The 20,860-nt window shown below is 39.7% G+C and carries 20 protein-coding genes and 1 pseudogene; 19 read left to right on the top strand and 2 right to left on the bottom strand.

The features are described 5' to 3' along the window. Positions 1-72 precede the first annotated feature (72 nt). From MLE14_RS04335 to MLE14_RS04315, 5 genes are all read left to right on the top strand, one after another. Positions 73-1,101 (top strand): PhnD/SsuA/transferrin family substrate-binding protein, encoded by a 1,029-nt coding sequence (locus MLE14_RS04335; protein ID WP_243297100.1) that lies wholly within the window; start codon positions 73-75, stop codon positions 1,099-1,101. 101 nt (positions 1,102-1,202) lie between these two features. Further along, positions 1,203-1,967 (top strand): phosphonate ABC transporter ATP-binding protein, encoded by a 765-nt coding sequence (phnC, locus tag MLE14_RS04330; protein ID WP_243297099.1) that lies wholly within the window; start codon positions 1,203-1,205, stop codon positions 1,965-1,967. Between the two features lie 13 nt (positions 1,968-1,980). Further along, entirely contained in the window at positions 1,981-2,766 is a 786-nt protein-coding gene (gene phnE, locus MLE14_RS04325; protein ID WP_243297098.1) for a phosphonate ABC transporter, permease protein PhnE, read from the top strand. Continuing rightward, positions 2,766-3,611 carry an ABC transporter permease subunit gene (locus MLE14_RS04320; protein WP_243297097.1) on the top strand — a complete coding sequence of 282 codons (846 nt, stop codon included), beginning with the start codon at positions 2,766-2,768 and terminating at the stop codon, positions 3,609-3,611. The genes phnE and MLE14_RS04320 overlap by 1 nt, the downstream gene beginning before the upstream one ends. Before the next feature lie 86 nt (positions 3,612-3,697). After that, a complete protein-coding gene (locus MLE14_RS04315) occupies positions 3,698-4,609 on the top strand; it encodes a DMT family transporter (protein WP_243297096.1) in 912 nt (303 codons plus the stop codon). A gap of 94 nt (positions 4,610-4,703) precedes the next feature. Here the strand turns inward: MLE14_RS04315 and MLE14_RS04310 are convergent, their stop codons facing one another. Continuing rightward, positions 4,704-5,126, bottom strand: a complete 423-nt coding sequence (locus MLE14_RS04310; protein ID WP_243297095.1) for a DUF1801 domain-containing protein — start codon at positions 5,124-5,126, stop codon at positions 4,704-4,706. Positions 5,127-5,340: 214 nt separating this feature from the next. On the opposite strand from MLE14_RS04310, the gene dacB reads away from it, so the two are divergent. The 5 genes from dacB (at position 5,341) to MLE14_RS04285 (ending at position 10,815) form a co-directional block, all read left to right on the top strand. Next, on the top strand, positions 5,341-6,870 hold the full coding sequence (gene dacB / locus MLE14_RS04305) for a D-alanyl-D-alanine carboxypeptidase/D-alanyl-D-alanine endopeptidase (RefSeq protein WP_243297094.1): 1,530 nt from the start codon (positions 5,341-5,343) through the stop codon (positions 6,868-6,870). A 190-nt stretch (positions 6,871-7,060) separates the two neighbouring features. Further along, complete coding sequence (locus MLE14_RS04300; protein ID WP_243297093.1) at positions 7,061-8,350, top strand: MFS transporter; 1,290 nt, start codon at positions 7,061-7,063, stop codon at positions 8,348-8,350. A 62-nt stretch (positions 8,351-8,412) separates the two neighbouring features. Next, a complete protein-coding gene (locus tag MLE14_RS04295) occupies positions 8,413-9,402 on the top strand; it encodes an ornithine cyclodeaminase family protein (RefSeq protein WP_243297092.1) in 990 nt (329 codons plus the stop codon). Between the two features lie 103 nt (positions 9,403-9,505). Then, positions 9,506-9,949, top strand: coding sequence for an RrF2 family transcriptional regulator (locus MLE14_RS04290; RefSeq protein ID WP_243297091.1), 444 nt, complete (start codon positions 9,506-9,508; stop codon positions 9,947-9,949). 206 nt (positions 9,950-10,155) lie between these two features. After that, a complete protein-coding gene (locus tag MLE14_RS04285; protein ID WP_243297090.1) occupies positions 10,156-10,815 on the top strand; it encodes a nitroreductase family protein in 660 nt (219 codons plus the stop codon). A gap of 111 nt (positions 10,816-10,926) precedes the next feature. Here MLE14_RS04285 and MLE14_RS04280 read toward each other — a convergent pair whose 3' ends face one another. Beyond that, positions 10,927-12,096, bottom strand: coding sequence for an MFS transporter (locus tag MLE14_RS04280; RefSeq protein ID WP_243297089.1), 1,170 nt, complete (start codon positions 12,094-12,096; stop codon positions 10,927-10,929). A gap of 214 nt (positions 12,097-12,310) precedes the next feature. Here MLE14_RS04280 and msrA point away from each other — a divergent pair. From msrA to MLE14_RS04240, 9 genes and pseudogenes are all read left to right on the top strand, one after another. Continuing rightward, a pseudogene (gene msrA / locus MLE14_RS22690) lies at positions 12,311-12,832 on the top strand (peptide-methionine (S)-S-oxide reductase MsrA); the annotation flags it as partial. Positions 12,833-12,850: 18 nt separating this feature from the next. Then, on the top strand, positions 12,851-13,270 hold the full coding sequence (gene msrB, locus MLE14_RS22685) for a peptide-methionine (R)-S-oxide reductase MsrB (RefSeq protein ID WP_390628195.1): 420 nt from the start codon (positions 12,851-12,853) through the stop codon (positions 13,268-13,270). 133 nt (positions 13,271-13,403) lie between these two features. After that, on the top strand, positions 13,404-14,768 hold the full coding sequence (locus tag MLE14_RS04270) for an RsmF rRNA methyltransferase first C-terminal domain-containing protein (RefSeq protein WP_243297127.1): 1,365 nt from the start codon (positions 13,404-13,406) through the stop codon (positions 14,766-14,768). Positions 14,769-15,015: 247 nt separating this feature from the next. Further along, the gene (locus tag MLE14_RS04265) at positions 15,016-16,410 is read left to right on the top strand and encodes an L-cystine transporter (protein ID WP_243297087.1); all 1,395 of its coding nucleotides are present in this window, start codon (positions 15,016-15,018) and stop codon (positions 16,408-16,410) included. Positions 16,411-16,556: 146 nt separating this feature from the next. Next, on the top strand, positions 16,557-17,723 hold the full coding sequence (locus MLE14_RS04260; RefSeq protein ID WP_243297086.1) for a TraB/GumN family protein: 1,167 nt from the start codon (positions 16,557-16,559) through the stop codon (positions 17,721-17,723). A 24-nt stretch (positions 17,724-17,747) separates the two neighbouring features. Continuing rightward, complete coding sequence (locus MLE14_RS04255; RefSeq protein ID WP_243297085.1) at positions 17,748-18,041, top strand: hypothetical protein; 294 nt, start codon at positions 17,748-17,750, stop codon at positions 18,039-18,041. Between the two features lie 243 nt (positions 18,042-18,284). Next, positions 18,285-18,947, top strand: a complete 663-nt coding sequence (locus MLE14_RS04250; RefSeq protein ID WP_243297084.1) for a Dph6-related ATP pyrophosphatase — start codon at positions 18,285-18,287, stop codon at positions 18,945-18,947. A 141-nt stretch (positions 18,948-19,088) separates the two neighbouring features. Further along, positions 19,089-20,342: an MFS transporter gene (locus MLE14_RS04245; RefSeq protein WP_243297126.1), complete on the top strand. Its 1,254-nt coding sequence runs from the start codon at positions 19,089-19,091 to the stop codon at positions 20,340-20,342. A gap of 241 nt (positions 20,343-20,583) precedes the next feature. Then, entirely contained in the window at positions 20,584-20,823 is a 240-nt protein-coding gene (locus MLE14_RS04240; protein ID WP_243297083.1) for a hypothetical protein, read from the top strand. Positions 20,824-20,860: the final 37 nt, after the last annotated feature.

Here is a 20,860-nt window from a genome sequence, read left to right as displayed (position 1 = left end):
TGATTCACGCTTAAATATCGTTACTTAAAAACGATAATCATAGTTTTCTATTAAGAAAAAAGGAGAATAGGAATGAAGAAAAATCTGATCCTACTTGCAATGCTAGCAGTGTTTTCAGTAATCTTAATTGCTTGTTCAGAAAGTAGTGCTGGAGAAGTCGATGATGTGATTAATGTGGTTTGGTACCCTAATGAATCAGGTGAAGATTTGAAGTCTTCACGTGATGAAATTGGAAAACTTTTATCAGAAGCTACCGGTAAAGAAGTAGAACACCATTTAACGACTGATTATGCGATTGCGATTGAAACGATTGTAAATAATAACGCAGATGTCGCTTTCATGGGAGCACAGGGTTATATTGAAGCTAAAAATCAAAATGAATCAATTGAACCAATCGTAGTACCTTCTGGGCCATCTGGAACATTAGATGACGCCGTTTACTATAGCTGGCTGGCGGTTAAAGTAGAGGATCAAGAAAATTACAAAGTAGATGGCGAATTTTCACTTGATACAATTGCTGATAAAAAGTTCTCATTTGTATCCAATAGTTCAACTTCTGGTTTTAAAGTACCTTCCTCTGGTATTTTAGCTCACTTTACAGAAAAAGAAGAGTATGCGGATTTAACGGAAGAAGATTTAATGGAGGGCGGACCTTTATTTTCACAAGTTCTTTTTGGAAATTCACACCAAGGATCAGCTGTTAATTTATTGAATGGCAGTGCAGATATTGCAGCATTTTGTGACACTTGTGTTGAAAACTATGTGGAGCTTGTTGAAGGGGAAGAAAATAGACCAGGTGCGATCTATCGGGTTAAGGATGACGCAGCAGAACCATTTAATACAGTTGCAGGCAGTGAATTTATTTTAATTAGTGTAACTCCTGTATTGAATGCTCCTTTTGTTGCGAATATGGATGTATTAGGTCAAGAGGACTTTGACAAAATTCAAGAGTTATTGGCTTCAGACGATGTAGCCAATAATGAGGGTATTTTTGTTCCTGAAGATTCTGGAAAAACTGCATTATTCTTTAAAAGTGACAAAGAACGATTTGTTCCGGTTGAAGATGCTTGGTTTGACCCAATTCGTGAACTTTCCAATTAAACATTTCTTAAGAAAGATAGGATAATGGCCGGAGTAATAGAGTATGCATTGGACCATGCATACTCTATATTTTTAAATCTGTAAAAAAGGAGTTCATTTATATGTCATTATTACAAGTGAAAGGACTTAGTAAATCCTATAACTCAGCTGCAAAAGTTTTAAAGGATATCGAGTTTCAAGTTAAAGCGGGTGAATTTGTATCCATTATTGGTCCATCAGGTGCGGGAAAATCAACCCTGTTACGCTGTATTAATCGTCTGGTTGATATCGATGAAGGAGAAATTTTGTTTGATGGCCATAATGTAACAAGGTTAAACAAAAAAGGATTACGAAGTTTACGCACAAACATTGGTATGGTTTTTCAACATTATAATTTAGTACCGCGTCTTACAGTCATAGAAAATGTATTACATGGGAGATTCGGTTATAAAACAACGTTTCAGGGATTATTCGGCAGATTTACAGAGGAAGAAAAAGAGCGTGCCTTTTTTCTGCTCAAAAAATTAGGGATTGCGGAACATGCCTATAAACGATGTGATCAGCTAAGCGGCGGCCAGCAGCAGCGTGTAGGGATATGTCGTGCTCTTATTCAAGACCCTAAGTTAATCTTATGTGACGAACCAATTGCCTCGCTAGATCCCAATTCTTCTAAAGTTATTATGGATTATTTAAAATCTATTACCTCAGAACTAGGAATAACATGCTTAGTTAATTTACACCAAGTAGAAGTAGCGCAAAATTATTCAGATCGGATTATCGGGTTAAATAAAGGTGAAATCGTTTTTGACGGACCTACCATTAGACTAAAGTCTACACATATTGAAAACATCTATGGAATGGAAACGAGAGAGTTAATTACATCGTGAGGGGCAATAGGAAATGAATGAAGCACAATTTAAAAGAAGAAAATGGCAGTCCACTATCTTTTTCATTATGATCATTTTGATCACTTATGTTTCTGCGGTGATAACAGAATTTAGACTCATAGATGGGTTAGCAGCGATTCCAAATGCTATTGTCTGGATGATTTCAAACTTATTTATTACAGGGGAAACCCTTGAAAACTTGCCGAAAATTCTTGAGAAATTGGCTGAAACGATATTTATGTCGATAGCTGCAACCACTACTGCAGCGGTTATTTCTCTTTTTTTAAGTCTATTAGGATCTAAAACTACTAGAGTCAATGGATTTTTCAGCATGCTTGCCCGCTTTATTGCATCATTCTCAAGAAACATTCCCGTTGTGGCATGGGCTTTAATTCTACTGCTCTCTTTCGGACAAAATTCGATAACCGGATATTTAGCGCTATTTGTCGGAACAGTCGGGTTTTTAACTCGGGCATTTATCGAATCTATTGACGAGGCGAGTCATCACTCAGTGGAAGCCCTCAAGGCTACAGGGGCCACCTATTATCATATTGTAGGAAAAGCTGTGATTCCCCAATGTTTACCGCAAGTGATTAGCTGGATCTTGTTCATGATCGAAACCAATATTAGAAGTGCTACACTGGTTGGGATATTAACAGGAACAGGGATTGGATACTCGTTTGATTTATATTATAAAATGCTAGATTATCATACAGTTGCATTAATAACAATTTTAATTGTTATTACTGTAATCATTATAGAAATGATTTCTAACACAATCCGAAAGGTGATTCTATAATGGAAACGATATACATCAAGAGGAATAAAAATGGGCGAATTAACATAAAGTCCGGAAACCGTGTAAATCAAGTGATAAACTGGACTATTATTATACTTACGCTATTAACCATCATCGCTTTTTTCTTCTTTAATTATACGGGTCTTGAATTAGGTAGAGCGGTCATTGAAACTGCCGATAATGTAAGAGTTATGTTTTTAGAGCCGGCATTGAACCATTTTAGCTGGGGAGAAGCCTTTTATCAAACGGGAGTTACTCTCGGTCTAGGGTTTTTGTCAACTATTATTGGTGCAGTCATTGCCATTTTTTTAGCTTTATTTTCAGCTTCAAACCTATCAAATGAATGGGTGTCTAAAATTATTCGGATTATCATGGCATTTATTCGAGCTGTTCCGACTGTACTTTGGGTTTTAATTTTTGCTATTGCAGCAGGACTGGGAAGTGAAGCAGCTGTTCTTGGTATGCTGTTTCATTCAATTGCTTATTTAGTAAAGGCATTTTCGGAAAGCTTTGAAGAAGTTGATAAGGGAATTCTAGAGGCGCTGCGTGCTACAGGAGCGAATTGGTGGCACATTGTAACACACGCCGTGATTCCATCTACTTTTACTTATCTTTTGTCATGGACCTTCCTAAGATTTGAAATCAATTTTTCAGTAGCTGTTGCAATGGGAGCTGCCGCAGGAGCAGGCGGTATTGGCTTTGAACTCTTCATGGCTTCAGGCTTCTATTTTGATATGAGAGAAGTAGGCATGATTACTTACATCATATTAATTATTGCCATCATTTTAGAGGTGATCTCTACTCGATTAAAAAATAGATTCTTTCCTGCAACTGCTCGTTCATAATATTTTGGTGAAAATTCCTCCGTTCTTCTATTAAACACTTTAATGCACTAATGTATAATAGAGTGTAACAGTGAGGGGGAACTTTTATGAACAGAGGAATCGGACTTCTTGTCATCGCCACTATCCTTTGGGCTGGTAATTATATTTGTGGGCGTTACTTAGGTCCTGCCCTTCCGCCAACGTTTTTAAATACAATGCGGTGGGCGATTTCAACCGTTATCCTAATAGGAATTTTATTTCTGAATAAAAAGAAACTTCCTGTCTTTGATCTATGGAAGGAATTTATCATTCTTGGGTTTACAGGGATATTTGCGTTCTCCACTCTGACGTATCTGGCATTAACCAATATCAGTGCTTCTCAGGCAGGGATGATTTCTGCCGGGATTCCAATAGCTATTCTATTTTTTACACCCATAATTTTAAAAGAAAAGATTGGCGTAAATGCTTGGGTCGGCGCTGTTATTTCGATAATAGGAGTTTTCCTGTTATTTCAGGGAAGGTTAGAGGAGGGTTCTTCTCCAAACACTCTCATAGGGAATATTCAAGTGGTTTTAGCTTGTTTGGCATGGGGATTATATACAGTTCTTGGCAAACGATATAGCAAACAGGCAGATTCTCTTACATTAACTGCAGGAGCTGCACTTTTTGGAACAGTATTCAGTGCTATAAGCTGTATCGGTACCGTAGATGTTGAATCGATTCATATGACGGGAACAGCTTGGCTTTGTTTGCTATATGTCAGTACGTTTGCATCGGTAGGGGCCTTTTTAGCATGGAATGTAGGTGTAAAAATAGTAGGAGCAGGAAAATCTGCCCCTTATTTAAACCTGCTTCCAGTTTGGACAGTTGTCTTTGGCTTACTCCTGCTAAATGAAGAAATGTCCTTCCTGTCATGGGTCGGCGGTACCATCACAATTATAGGTGCAGTTATAGCCAGTATAATCGGAAAGGTGTCAGCTAAAAGCAAACTGGGAGCCGATGCTTCTTTTAATGGATAACAGGAATTCTCTGCACGATTTAATAAACAGAAGAAAACTGTATAGAACATAGGATGATTTGGAGCCGCTTCTTAGCGGCTCTTCCATCGGTTCTTTATTGGTTGGGATATGTTTCTTTTAAAAACGTAATAGATTGGTCAATTAACTCCTTTAAAACCTCTACATCAATATCCGCTATTTTATTGATATATACACATCCCTTTCCTGATTTATGCTTTCCGAACTTTTGCAGCAATTCTTCACGCTTCGTGTCACCTGGCGCAAAATACAAACTGAAATTTGATTTTCTTGGCGAATAGCCTACAAGCGGGGCATCTCCTTCGTGTCCCGTGGCATATTTATAATGATAGGAGCCAAATCCAATAATATTAGTTCCCCACATTTTAGCCGGATATCCGCTAGTTTCAGTGAAAATATCTAAAAGTCTATAAGCATCTTCACGTTTTTTCGGATTTTCAACCGTTTCAATAAACTCAATGACACTGCGGTCGTTTTCTTTTGTTTTTAATTCATACATACTGTACATCTCCTTTATTTAAGTCCTTCTAGCTATAATTCGATGACATACCTTATTTTTCCTTTTCCAACTATCCATATACTTTGATCAATGACCTTTTTCCTACCTGTCAATCTATTAAATAGGAAAAAAGAATGGATTTATAACAGAATATTCAAAGTTTTATGTAAATATTGTATATTCAATCTATAATGACAAGGGGTGTGATTGGTGAATGGCGACCGATAAAATAGCCAGGAAACTGTTTTTATTTTTTCTTATCGCGATGGTTACGTTTGTACCATTTACAGCACAGGAACAAACACAAGTTGTAGAGGCATCCAAAAATACAAATGAAGTAGTGATTAGTCAATCTCCTGATTTGCAAGCAAAAATCGATGCCATATTAAGTGATGAACGACTCCTGGGAACATCAACGGGAGTAAGTATCAGAAATGCAGATACAGGAGAAGTTTTATACTCTTATTATGGCGACATGCGATTACACCCTGCTTCCAATATGAAGCTGCTTACAACGATTGCTGCATTGGAGACTCTTGGAGAAGATTATCAATTTACAACAGAAGTTTTAACTGACGGCAGCATCACAGGAAACGTTCTTCAAGGAAATCTGTACATAAAAGGAAAGGGAGATCCAACCTTACTTGAGAAGGACTTAGACCAGTTTGCCAAGGATTTAAGGGCATTAGGGATTCAACAAATCAATGGGGACTTAATAGGTGATGATAGCTGGTATGACGATGTCCGTTTATCTCAGGATTTAAACTGGTCGGATGAACAGTTCTATACTGGGGCACAGGTTTCTGCTCTAACCCTATCACCAAACGAAGACTATGATGCAGGAACAGTTATTGTAGAGGTTACGCCTTCAGACGAGGCCGGAGGTAAAGCTCAAGTTAAGGTGACCCCTGAAACAGATTACGTTACCATTATTAATAACACGGAAATGACTGCCGCTGGCGGCTCAAAAAGCATCTCGATTGAGAGAGAACATGGAACCAATAACATTGTAATAGAAGGAGCTATGCCTTTAGACGGATCAAGATCCAGATCATGGGTTGCCGTCTGGGAACCGACAGGCTATGCGATGGATGTATTTAAAAAATCCCTCGAAGAACAGGGAATTAAGCTGGTTGGAAATACAGATGTAAAAATTGGTGTTACACCGGAGAATGCAACACTTCTTACATCTAAAAAATCAATGACTTTAGAGGAACTGCTCATTCCATTTATGAAACTAAGCAACAATGGACATGGTGAAACCTTGACAAAGGAAATGGGGAAAGTCGTTTATGGGGAAGGCAGCTGGGATAAGGGACTTCAGGTTATAGAAGAGGTCGTTACTGATTTTGGAGTGAATGGAGATACGATTTTACTTCGTGATGGATCTGGAATGTCTCATAAAAATATGATACCGGCAAATGAAATCACACAACTGCTATATGCGGTCCAGGATGAGAGCTGGTACCCAGCGTTCGAATTTTCACTGCCAGTTGCTGGCGAATCTGATCGATTGGTCGGTGGAACATTACGTACACGTATGACTTCAGAACCGGCAAAAGGGAACGTAAAAGCAAAAACGGGCTCTTTAACAGGCGTTTCTACACTTTCTGGTTATGTAACTTCTGCCGATGGGAAGAAACTAATATTCTCTATTATGATAAACAACTATCTGGCTTCTTCGGTTAGATCCATTGAAGATTCAATCGCTGTCACACTTGCTAATCATACATTCGAAGAGTAATGCATAAGGAAAGCTGTTCCGCTTCGGGACAGCTTTTTACCTGTTGAAAAATGGTGTGCTGTTAAAGCTTTTTCCGGGATGATGATAGGTAAAAACCCACGGTAACCGGAATAGTCAGAAAAGTTAGTATTTTACTATTGTAATAGTAGATGCGTACTAGTTATTATAGATAAAAATAGGAGGTGGAAAAATGGAGAACAAAGTAGAAAAGAAGGTTTTAATCGCTAGTTTAGTAGGAAGTTCGATTGAGTGGTTTGATTATTTTCTTTACGGGACAGTGGCATCTCTAGTGCTTAATCAGGCATTCTTTCCAAGTGATGATTCGGCAATCAGTACGATGCTTGCATATGCTACATTTGCATTATCTTTTTTTATTCGTCCGCTAGGTGGAATTATTTTTAGTCATATTGGGGATCGGATTGGAAGAAAGAAAACGCTTGTGCTTACTCTTTCCTTCATGGGTGGGGCTACAGTACTTATGGGTGTCCTCCCGACATATGAATCTATCGGTTTAGCGGCATCGATTCTTTTGCTTGTTTTACGGCTTTTACAAGGGATTGGACTTGGAGGAGAATGGGGAGGCGCGCTTCTATTAGCTGTCGAGTATGCACCTAAAAACAAACGCGGTTTATTCGGCAGTATTCCGCAAATGGGTGTGACGATCGGTATGCTTTTAGGAACCTTGTCATTATCCATTATGACGCTCTTGGCTGAAGAGGCCTTTATGACGTGGGGCTGGAGGGTTCCGTTTATTTTAAGTGCCCTGCTTGTCATTTTCGGTTTGTGGATTCGGAAGGGCATTGATGAAACACCATCCTTCAAAAAGTCCCAAGAGAAAGGAGAAATTGCAAAAGTTCCTTTCTTGGAAACAATGCGGAAACACTGGAAGGAAGTACTTATTGCTGTTGGAGCAAAAGTAGTAGAGACGGCACCATTTTATATTTTTGGAACCTTTATTGTATCCTACGCAACTGTCCAGCTTGGTTTCTCAAAAACCATTACGTTAAATGCGGTTACGATTGCGACAGTAGTTACAACCCTTTTAATCCCGATTATGGGGAACCTGTCAGATAAGATTGGCCGTAAGAAGCTCTATGTAGGCGGAACGATTCTGATGATTCTATATGCATTCCCTTATTTCTGGATGCTTAACCAAGGTACAGGTTTCTTTCTCATCCTGGCTACTGTATTAGGATTAGGGGTCATTTGGGCACCGATTACAGCTGTACTTGGGACCATGTTTTCTGAGATCTTTAAAACAAATGTACGCTACACTGGGATTTCCCTAGGTTACCAAATCGGTGCTGCTGTAGCAGGAGGGACTGCGCCGCTTGTGGCAACAGCTCTGCTTAAACAATTTAACAATTCATATGTACCAGTTGCTTTGTACATTATTTTAGCATCAGTCATCTCGCTGATTGCTGTATCGGCAGTGCGTGACCGCAACAATCAGGATTTAGATGCGGAAGATGCTGCATAAACATAAACTAAGGAGGAATCGCCTAGTGCGGTTCCTTATTTCTAAGAGAGAGGAAACGCAACATGCTACTTTTATCAGAACAACAAATCCGTTCGATTTATACGATGAAAGATGCCATTCATGATATTGAATCAGCTATACTGGATTATACAGAAGGCAAAATATTAAACCCCCATCGGACTGTTCTGGATTTTCCTGACCAAAACGCCTCCTCCTTATATATGCCAAGTGCCATGGAAACTGCAGGCAAAATGGCAGTAAAAGTGGTTACGATTTTTCCAAATAATCCATCCATAGGGAGGAAAACGACACAGGGAATAATAGTGTTAAGTGATACTAAGACAGGCGAACATCTTGCTTGTTTAAATGCTTCGTACTTAACCAGGCTGCGTACAGGAGCCGTAAGTGGGATCGCAACCAAGTACCTCGCCAAAGAATCTGCTTCATCGGTTGCGGTGATTGGTTGCGGTGCGATGGCAGAAGAACAGCTTCAGGCTGTTCTTGAGGTGCGGAATATAAAGACAATATTACTTTTCAATCGTACGAAAGAAAGGGCTTCGAATTTTGCTCAAAAGATAAAAGAGCTAGACCCGGCATACACCGGTTCAATAATTGTCATGGATGATGCGGATCAAGCGATAACCAGAGCTGAAATTGTTATATGCAGTACTCGTTCGGAGACCCCTGTTTTTTCAGGGAAAGCTCTTAAAAAAGGAACCCATATTAATGGTGTTGGCTCCTATCTTCCCCATATGCAGGAGATTGATGAAGAAACATTGTTCAGATGTTCAAAAATCGTCGTAGATACGCTAGAAGGAGTAAAGGACGAAGCTGGTGACTTCATCATCCCAGCAAATAAGGGAATTTGGGATTTCTCAAAAATTCATGGGGAAATTGGTGAACTTGCCGCAGGAAAAATAAAGGGAAGAGAAAGTGATGAGGAAATAACCTTCTTCAAATCGGTCGGAATTGCTTATTTTGATCTGGCTGTAGCGGCAGCTGCTTATGAAAAAGCAAAAAGTGCCGGTATTGGAGATACTGTAGATATATGAAAATTGTCTATCTAGACCCATTTTATTTACATTGTTCATCACAAATATATATAATTTGTAGTAGCTTAGTGGGGGTGTGAAGGGGGAGGAGACATTGGACACGATGGAAAAATGCACAGGCAACTTTCATCCAAAGTGGTTTGGACTAGCGGTACAGGCGCTGATCATTTTGGCTAAGGAAAATATCCAGACTTGTCCTAGTGGCGAGATTGCGGGTTATTTGCAATCGGAAGCGACTTTAATGCGGCGTGTTCTAGCTGTTCTAGCTCGTGAAGGATTTCTTGAAACTCGCGAAGGACGTGACGGCGGCTATCGGCTAAAGAAAGCACCGCAGCTGATTACGCTTGCAGATGTTTACAATGCTTTTCAAGTTGGCAGTCCGCTTTGCTTCAGCATTAAGGAAACGACAGGCACGCATCAGTTTGGTGTTGAGATGAAGGCGGTTTTTTCGGATATTACAAATGAAATGGAAGAAAGCATGCGTGAGGTTCTAAGACAGTATACAATCGCAGATTTGGCGGAAAGGCTTCATGAGAAGGCATTGTAAGATTATGAAGTTAATTAGTTGACAGTATGATAACGTCGGCATTATACTGTGCAATATTGGTAACAGTTTCCGCCGCCATTTTTTAATTTATACTGTGCAATAACATGCACAGTATAAACGGTTTTTACAGCAGTGATTATTATTCTATTACATCAACTGTGCAAAATTTCACACAGTATGAATTCGGAATCTGGGAGGAATTGAACATGTCTAATTCACAAGCAGTTCAACAGCTGGTGCAGAAAAGCTTCTTTGACGTTATTCGGGAACGTCGTTCTGTCCGCAGTTATGACCCTTCATTTCGCATATCTAGGGAAGAATTAACAGATATGCTGCAGCAAGCCACACTTGCTCCGTCGTCTTCGAACCTTCAGCCCTGGAGGTTTCTCGTCATCGACTCGCCTGAACTGAAGGAGAAGCTGCTTCCGATCGCTAATAATCAACAGCAGGTGGCTGAGGCATCGGCCATCATTGCCGTTCTTGGAGACACGGAGAGCTACAGAATGGCAGGGAAGATTTATGGGCAAGCGGTTGAAGCGGGTTTTATGTCTGAGGAGGTTGCAAAATCGTTTGTCGAAAGAACAACTAGCACGTACTCAAGCTTGCCGGCTGAAGTGGCCCGCCAAATTGTTTCCACTGATGCAGGATTGGTTTCCATGCAGCTGATGTTGATCGCCCGGGCAAAAGGCTATGACACCGTTCCAATGGGCGGCTATAATAAAGCAAAATTCGTCGAATCTTTCGGTATTCCCGAACGTTACATTCCGATTATACTGATTGCCATTGGCAAGGCGGCGAAACCCGGGCATCCGACAACAAGATTGCCGATTGGCGACATAGTGTCCTTCAACAAATTCTCTGAATAATTAATTCAAATATCCGCTCGTGTGTTCAATGACGGAAAATGAACGTTATTGAGTAAGAGAGCCAAAACTAAATGTGTGTCTCAAAATCAAATTCAATGAGACACACATTTTCTAAACACCAGCGGAAAAGTTTTTTTCTTGTAGCGTGTAAATTCGATATAAAAGAAAGGCAATGACCGATAAAATAATGCCGGATATATAAGGCAAACCAATGGTAATCGAAAAGAGCCAGCCGCCTAAAGGTGGCCCTATAATTCGGCCGAATGAATCGAATGAAGATAAAAGTCCGGTTGTACTGCCGTGTCCCAATTTCGACCGTTTTGTCAATAGAGCCGAAACACTTGGGCGAATGACACCATTGCCAATACCAAATATCGTTAAGAAAATCGCAGCTGTAATAAAGTTTTCTACAAATAAAATCAGAAAGAAGCCTATCGCTGACACCGCAATCCCCATTTGAATTACAAAACCTTCTCCAAAATTCTTTGTTAATCTTCCTACTAGCCCTCCTTGAACAATGGCTCCGGAAAGCCCCATAATCATAAAAATATAGCCTAAATCGATTGAATCTAACCCAGCCTTTTGAGCAGCGAAATAAGCGAAAGTTGCTTCAAGGCCGGATAAGGATAGCGAGATAAAGAGCTGCAGGAAAAATAATATCGATAATGGGCCATTTAGCGATTTAAGTATAGGGACTCTTTTTTTAGAGTAGCGTTCTTTATCTTCTTTATGTAAGGATTCTTTTAAAACAAAAAGAACAAGGAGAAACGTGAATAAAGAAGAAATTCCTGCCAAATAAAAAGGCATATGAAAGCTTTCCTGGGAAAAGATACCTCCGATAGCGGGACCAAATATAAACCCCATTCCTACAGAAGCACCGATAATCCCCATTCCTTTTCCTCGGTCCTCTTCAGATGTTATATCAGCAACATAAGCCATAACAGTCGGCATGTTTGCAGATGACAGAAAACCTCCGATGATTCTTGCGGCAAATAGCATCCATAGCTCTGTAGATAGGGCCATCAGGAAAAAAGAGAGGGATAATCCAATAATGCCAATCATAATAACAGGCTTACGCCCTATCCGATCAGAAATACGCCCCCACATTGGTGCGAAAAGCAGCTGCATGAATGAATAAACTGCCATTAAGAGTCCAAGCTGTGTGGGAGATGCCCCCATTTCTTCGGCATAGAAAGGCATAACTGGTATAATAATTCCAAATCCGACCATCACAAGAAACATGATAGCGAATAGAATCGGCAATACTTTTTTTGATTCCAAAATGATATTCACTCCAATATAACGAAGTATTTCTTTTCTATCATAGTGTAAAAGAAATCGTATTGCGAGTATAGTTTTTACTAATTGGTCCAGACAATCTTTAAATCCTCTCTTTTTCGGCAATATGGGTTACAATATTAAAAACATGTCTTTTTTTATAATGCATATCAATGAGAAGGCTATCAAAAAAAGACAATAAAAAGGAGTGGTTCTAATGTCTGAACAGTACAAACTGGCTACCTTTGCAGGGGGCTGTTTCTGGTGCATGGTATCTCCATTTGATGAACAGCCTGGAATAAAAGAGGTGATTTCGGGTTATACAGGCGGACATAAAGAAAACCCTACCTATGAGGAAGTGTGTTCTGACACAACAGGACACTATGAGGCCGTTCAAATTACGTATGATCCGAATGTCTTTCCCTATCAGAAGCTATTAGAACTGTATTGGCAGCAAATCGATCCAACAGATCCGGGAGGTCAGTTCAATGATCGCGGATTGTCTTATAGAACGGCGATTTTTTATCATGATGAGGAACAAAAGCAGCTTGCAGAGGAGTCTAAGCAAAAGCTTGCCGAAAGCGGTCGCTTTAAGAAGCCGATTGTAACTGAAATTTTACCGGCAGGTCCGTTTTACAAAGCTGAAGAATATCATCAGCATTATTATAAAAAGAATCCATTTCACTATAATCTGTATAAGGAAGGGTCTGGGCGGGCTCGGTTTATTCGTGAGAACTGGAAAAAACGCAAAAGTGATGTGGAATTGCGCAAAGAACTGACACCGCTCCAATATGAGGTTACCCAAAATAATGCGACAGAGCCGCCATTTCAAAATGAATACTGGGATTATACGGAAGATGGAATTTATGTGGATATTATTTCAGGTGAGCCGCTCTTTAGTTCAACAGACAAATATGATGCTGGCTGCGGCTGGCCAAGCTTTACAAAACCATTGCGCCGTACTGAAATCGAGGAAAGGCTGGATACCTCCTACGGAATGAGACGAATTGAGGTCCGTGCGAAAGAATCAGATTCACATCTGGGGCATGTCTTCGATGATGGCCCTGGTCCAGACCGTGCCCGGTATTGTATAAACTCTGCCGCTCTTCGTTTTATACCGAAAGACAAGCTTGAAGAAGAAGGATATGGTGAGTTTTTAAGCTTGTTTCAAAAGTAAAGCAATAAAACTCTCTCTAGAGGGTCAGTCCCCGTTTATAGGGGGCTGACCCTTGCTATTTAGCTGAAGTGTTGATTTATGATAGAATAACGACAATTAATAAGCTAAGGTTCATTAGAGGTGAAGGGAATTGATTAATCTTCCGCAAGATTTTTTGAATAAAATGAAAGAATTATTGCAGGATGAATATGAAGATTTTCTTAAAAGCTATGAAGCGGACAGAAAGCAAGGATTAAGAGTCAATACGTTAAAAATTACAGTTGAAGAATTTCTAACTTTAAGTCCTTTTACATTAGAACGAATTCCATGGGTTCCAGAGGGTTTTTTTTATCAGCATGAGGAACGTCCTGGAAAACATCCCTACCATGAGGCGGGATTATATTATATCCAAGAACCGAGCGCGATGGCTGTCGGTGAAATCGTTGAACCCGAGCCAGGGGAAAAAGTGTTGGACTTATGTGCGGCCCCCGGCGGTAAATCCACCCATTTGGCGAGCAAAATGAAACAAGCTGGACTTTTAGTAACGAATGAAATTCATCCTGCGCGGGCTAAAATTCTCTCGCAAAATATTGAACGTATGGGAATAAAAAATGCGGTGGTTACAAATGAATCCCCTGATAGGCTAGCGAAAAGGTTTCCTTCCTTTTTTGACCGGATTATGGTCGATGCCCCGTGTTCGGGAGAAGGGATGTTTCGGAAGGACCCGGATGCATGCTCAGAATGGAGTATGGAAAATGTCGCAGCGTGCTCGATTCGCCAATTGGATATCTTATTATGCGCAGCATCGATGCTTAAGTATGGAGGAAGACTTGTTTATTCAACCTGTACCTTTGCTCCAGAAGAAAATGAAGCAGTGATTAGTCAATTTATCAAAGAAGTCCCTTCTTTCGAAATTGAAGAAATCAAGGTTTATGAAGGATTTTCACGCGGGAGGAAAGACTGGGCGAAAGACGGCGGATCAGATATTGACAAGACGGTCCGCCTCTGGCCCCATAAAATCCAGGGTGAAGGGCATTATATCGCGGTTTTACGAAAAAAAGCAGGAGAGAATCCACCCAAACTAAAACTGGCCGAAACCTTAAAGGATGAAAGATCGTTAAAAGAGTACAATCAATTTGTAAAAGATACATTACAAATTAAGCCGAGGGGGCAATACTTGTTATTCGGAGATCAATTATACATAGTCCCCGACGAAATGATATCGCTGCAAAATCTAAAAGTACTGCGGCCAGGCTGGCATTTAGGGACAATCAAAAAAAACCGATTTGAGCCATCACATGCCTTGGCCTTGTCATTAAAAGGGGAAGAAGTCCAACACACGTGGAATTTAACTGCAGACTCCCCTGATCTTGCTGCTTATTTGCGGGGGGAATCCATCCCGGCAAAAGGAAGCAAAGGCTGGTATTTAGTCCAAGTTGATGGGTACTCGATCGGATGGGGGAAACTCTCAAATGGAATTTTAAAAAATCATTATCCAAAAGGGTTAAGGTGGATGTAAAATCACATATAACATTTTCATATCGCAATGCCTGCAAAGGCAGGGAAACAAGCTGTTGATTCATTTCAACAGCTTTCTTTTTATTCATTGCAAATCCCATTTATTTAATGAGTAATTGTTTACCTATTTAAGACATAATAAGTAGAAAGCCACATTTTTCTTATCTCAGTTAATCTTACTTGACGGATTGGATTAGTTAGAATAATATCTCTCTGTATGAATAAAACAATATATAGGAGGGGATACCATGACTAATTTTCTTATTGCTGTGAATATAGCAGTCTTACTTTTGTTAATGGCTGGTTTATTCATGATGCAAAAAAAGCATGTATCGTTTTCAAAACGTGTATTCACCGGACTTGGTTTAGGTCTTATATTTGGATTTTTAATTCATCTTATTTATGGAATGACATCCGAAGTTACGGTCAGAACGATTGATTGGTTTAACATTGTCGGAAACGGTTATGTTAGGCTGCTGCAAATGATTGTAATGCCGCTTGTCTTTATTTCAATTGTAGGGGCATTTACGAAACTAAAATTGACGCAAAACATCGGAAAAATCAGTTTTCTTGTAATAGCCTTGTTGCTAGGAACAACGGCTATTTCTGCAGCCATCGGGATTGGTTCTGCATTAGGCTTTGGTTTGGATGGAATTGAACTAACAGAAGGAGAAGCAGAAGCTGCCCGTAATGCCGAATTACAGGAAAGAGTCACAACTGTTGAAACGATGACAATTCCGGGGCAAATTCTTGAGCTGATTCCAAGTAATCCATTTAGTGATTTAACGGGGGCACGGCCAACTTCAACAATAGCGGTCGTTATTTTTGCTGCGTTTATCGGGTTTGCTTACCTCGGTGTAAGACGGAAGGATCCTGAACGCGGAGAAATGTTTGCAAAAATCATTGATACCCTATATGCCATTGTAATGAGAGTCGTAACCCTGATTTTGCGCTTAACTCCATATGGAATTTTAGCCATTATCACAAGAGTAGCTGCGACAAGTAACTATGATGCGATTGTAAAACTGGGAACCTTTGTTATAGCTTCTTATGTCGCATTGATTTTGATGTTCCTTGTTCATTTACTATTGTTAACATTGGCGAAATTAAGTCCTATTCATTATGTGAAAAAAGGATTGCCAACTTTAACATTTGCTTTTAGCTCCCGTTCAAGTGCCGGAACCTTACCATTAACACTTAAAACACAAACAAGAGATTTCGGTGTGTCTGAAGGGATTGCTAACTTTGCCGGTTCATTTGGTCTTTCTATTGGACAGAATGGATGTGCGGGTATTTACCCGGCGATGTTAGCAGTGATGGTTGCGCCAACTGTAGGAATTGACCCTACTAGTCCATCATTTATCATTTCTTTAATAGTAGTGGTTATGATTAGTTCATTCGGAGTAGCTGGAGTTGGCGGCGGAGCTACATTTGCTGCTTTAATGGTATTATCCGTTATGAACCTTCCAGTTGCTATTGTTGGTTTATTAATTTCTGTTGAACCTCTGATTGATATGGGGCGTACTGCACTTAATGTAAGCGGAGCGATGACGTCTGGCGTGTTAACGAGCAGAGTCACAGGCGACCTTGACCAAGAAGTCTACAGACGTCCAGACATCACGGAAGAAATGGCAGAAGCATAAAAACTAAACAAGATTTGTAATAAAGGTGGGAGAGGAACATATCATCGTTCCTCTCCCACCTTTTTCATTCCTCATGTATAATAAGGCTATATTGAAAATACTAGATGAACAAGAAGTTAAAATGCCCCTTAAAAGGAAGGTACTTTATGTCAGAAGAAAACATTACAAGACTTGAAGTCAATGGAAAAGAAATCATTTTAATTGGAACGGCACATGTATCAAGGCAAAGCGCAGAACAGGTTAAAGAGGTTATTGAGGCTGAACAACCAGATTCAGTCTGTATCGAACTAGATGAACAGAGATATAAGTCGATTACAGAAGGCAACAAATGGAAGGAAATGGATATCTTTAAGGTGATAAAGGAAGGAAAAGCATCTCTATTGTTAATGAATTTAGCGATTTCCTCCTTTCAAAAACGAATGGCGAAACAGTTTGGGATTCAAGCAGGACAAGAAATGATTCAAGGAATAGAATCTGCCAAAGAGGTTGGCGCTGACCTTGTCTTAGCTGACCGAAATATACAAATCACTTTTGCTCGAATTTGGCATAATGTTGGATTTTGGGGGAAAATGAAGCTTCTCTCTCAAATTTTAATGAGCATTTTTAATAATGAGACTGTAACAGAAGAGGAATTAGAAAAGCTAAAATCACAGGATATGTTGGATGCGATGCTTCACGAATTTACAGTTAGCTTTCCGCGTTTAAAAGTCCCTTTAATTGATGAGCGTGATCAATATTTGTCTCAGAAAATTAAAGAAGCTCCAGGGAAAAAGGTTGTAGCAGTCTTAGGAGCCGCACATGTCCCTGGTATAACAGAAGAAATTAAAAAAGAGCACGATTTAAAACAGTTAACCAAGCTTCCTCCTAATTCAAAAGCTCCTAAAATCATAGCCTGGGTGATTCCGCTTTTTATTATTGGAATTATAGCCTACACCTTTTTCTCGAACCCTGATGCAGCCCTCCATCAAACGATGAGCTGGATTATTTGGCATGGTTCTCTTTCGGCTTTAGGAGCGGCGATTGCATTCGGACATCCTCTCACTATCCTTACAGCCTTTGTTGCTGCGCCAATTACTGCATTAGACCCGATAACGGCTTCAGGCTGGTTTGCCGGATTTGTACAGGCATTTTTCAGCCGTCCGACTGTTAAAGATTTTGAAAGTCTTTCAGAAGACGTTTTTAGTGTGAAAGGATTTTGGCGCAATAAGGTAACAAGAATCTTGCTTGTTGTTGTTTTGAGTAATTTGGGAAGCTCCATTGGAACATTTATAGGCGGTGCTGATGTCATTCGGTTATTCTTTGAGAATTTGTAAATGGAAAACTAATGGGGGGCTTTGATGGAATGGATCGCAGTTCAGCCGTATATTAAGGTTCATAGGAAAGTAGACGGGACGGAGCAAATCAGATTAGAGGAAGAACGTCACCTTTATATGTATCCGGATAAAATTGTTTCTAAATATCATGAATTTTTAATGAAAGATGTACTAGATATCACATTTAAACCCTATGGCGAAAAAGGGGGTCTCCTTTATCTGCATACAACCGGGGGCCTATATTCCTTTACGGTGCAGAACTCTCCCCAGTCTTTTATCGATACCTTTAAAGATAGAAAAAATAACTTTTTCAACTGAATTATTAAATAGGCTACCTTACATTTAGATAGGAAGGTAGCCTTCATTTTATTTGTGATTCGTTTATAAATTCTTAGAACAAACGATTATAAAGGGCAAGGATTTTACTGCTATAGTATCATTTTCAGGCAGGAAAAACTATGAGGAAATATGAATAGCTATTAGGAAGGATTTAAAGACATACTTGGGAAAACGCGATATATAGAACAAATACAGACTGCACAAAAAAGGAGAGGAAAACCCATGAAGGAAAGGATCGTTGTTTCCTGGAGCGGTGGAAAGGACAGCACCATGGCGCTCTATAAAGTTTTAAGTGAGAATCGATATATCGTAGATTCATTGTTAACGACTGTTACAGAAGGGTATAACAGAATCAGCATCCATGGTGTTCGCGAAACGTTATTGGATCAACAAGCGAAAAGCCTCGGGTTCCCTCTAAGAAAAGTGTATATCCCGCAAAATAGCTCCAATGCCGTATACCAGGAAAAAATGAATGAACAATTCAAGCAAATAAAGGCCGAAGGGATTGATACCGTCTTATTTGGTGATATTTTCCTCATGGATGTCCGGTCTTATCGCGAGAATCTTCTGAAGCCATTTGATATGAAGGCTATTTTCCCTCTATGGGACATACCAACTCATGAGCTGGTTAAAGAATTTATTGCTCTGGGGTTTCAGACAGTTACAACTTGTATCGATACGGACAAATTGACCGATGATTATTTAGGGCGTTTCATTGATCATACCTTTATTAAGGAATTACCTAAATCGGTCGATCCTTGTGGAGAGAATGGTGAGTTTCATACATTTACTTTTACAGGTCCTATCTTTAGAGAAAAGATTTCATTCACCTTAGGGGAAAAAGTGGATAGGGGCAGATTTCATTTTTGTGAGCTGGTCGACTAAAGCCTTTTATTAATAAATGATAAAGATTGTAAAAAATATAATTTTTACTATATTCTTACTCTTTTACCATGTAGACTAAAAGTACCGGGGTATTAAGGGGGAGTATATTTGAAAAAGATTAGTAAACAAGAGAGAAGCTGGATGTGGTACGACTGGGCTAATTCAGCCTATTCAATCATTATTACTACCGCAGTGTTCCCGCTGTACTATAAAGCAGTTGCGGATAATGCGGGGGTAAGCTCAGTGAATTCAACCGCCTATTTAGGCTATACCATTTCGATAGCGACCTTTATTTTAGCAATGATTGGTCCTATTCTCGGTACGATTGCTGATTACAGAGGAATGAAGAAAAAGTTTTTCTTATTCTTTTTCATCATGGGGACCGCTTCAACTGTTGGATTACTTTTGGTTCCGGCAGACAACTGGCTCTTATTATTAGTAGTTTATACGATTACGTCGATAGGTTTTCGGGGGGCAAACGTCTTTTATGATGCCTTCTTAGTCGATGTTTCACCAAAAGAGAGAATGGATGATGTTTCGGCACGAGGCTATGGCTTAGGTTATATCGGAAGTACGATTCCGTTTATCTTGAGTATTGCTGTCATTGTTCTATCCCAAATGGAAATTCTGCCGCTGTCAAGTTTAACCGCAAGCCGGATTGCCTTTTTGATTACTGCCATTTGGTGGATTGTTTTTTCGATTCCATTGATAAAAAATGTACACCAGATGCATGCGATTGAGCGGGAACCGAAAATCATCGCGAACAGCTTTAAGCGTCTTGGCCAAACCTTTAAAAATATTACTCAGTATCGTGCAGTTTTTATCTTTTTAATGGCGTATTTTTTCTATATTGATGGCGTGGGAACGATTATATCGATGTCGACTGCGTATGGAACGGATTTAGGGCTTGGAGCAACCGCGCTCTTGCTCGCCTTGTTCGTAACGCAAGTAGTAGCAGCCCCCTTTTCCATCCTTTTTGGGAGGCTGGCTAAAAAGTTTACGGCCAAGAAAATGCTGTACGCAGGAATCGTCGTTTATACGTTTGTCTGTATTTATGCATTCTTTTTAGATACAGTTCTTGACTTTTGGATTTTAGCGATGCTGGTGGCTACCTCTCAAGGCGGAATTCAGGCATTAAGCCGTTCCTATTTTGCGCAGCTCGTTCCAAAAGAAAAATCCAATGAGTTTTTCGGTTTCTACAATATTTTCGGAAAATTTGCTTCGATCCTCGGGCCGATTTTGGTTGCCGCAACCGCGCAAATGACGGGAAGTTCTTCAGCAGGTGTCTTTTCACTTGCGATATTGTTCATTATAGGTGCCATTATTCTAAAATTTGTACCGGATGCCGAAACCTATACAGCTGATCAAGGTAAAACCGCAGTGCCTTCATCTTAATGATGAGGGCTTTTTTGTATGAATGTGCAGGTTCTTAGAGAGGGATCCGGTTTCGGACGTATTGGTATTGTTTCCGTACATGCGTAAAAATCTGCAGCAGCCACATGACTGGTTTTTTGTTTCAATACACGTCTGCTGAAAATGTCAATTAAAATGGAAAATAGACAAAAAAAGTTCAAAAAAAGTTTGACGATTTTGTGAACAAGGTGAATAATATAAGTATATAAGGAGGATGGAAATGATGGACAACAAAGTAAAGATTTTGAATGCAGTAAAGGTCGTAGGTGGAACAGTCCTTACATTAGGAATCATTCTTTTTATAATCGGGTTTTCTGTAAGCACTTACAGTGTGTTGGCACCAATTGGAATTGGGACAATTGTGGGCGCTGTGTTTATCTTTGTTATGGGAGTCTTTCTTGTTGTCACTGAAGAAATGATTACAAAGGGAAAAGATGACGATACAAAAATTCCTCAAATCTAATATACTTGTATAAAAAAGGAGAACGCCTCTTTAGAAT

The sequence above is a fragment of the Bacillus litorisediminis genome (assembly GCF_022808645.1).
GTDB lineage: Bacteria > Bacillota > Bacilli > Bacillales > JC228 > Bacillus_BF > Bacillus_BF litorisediminis.
This window is presented reverse-complemented; position numbering and strand designations above follow the sequence as displayed.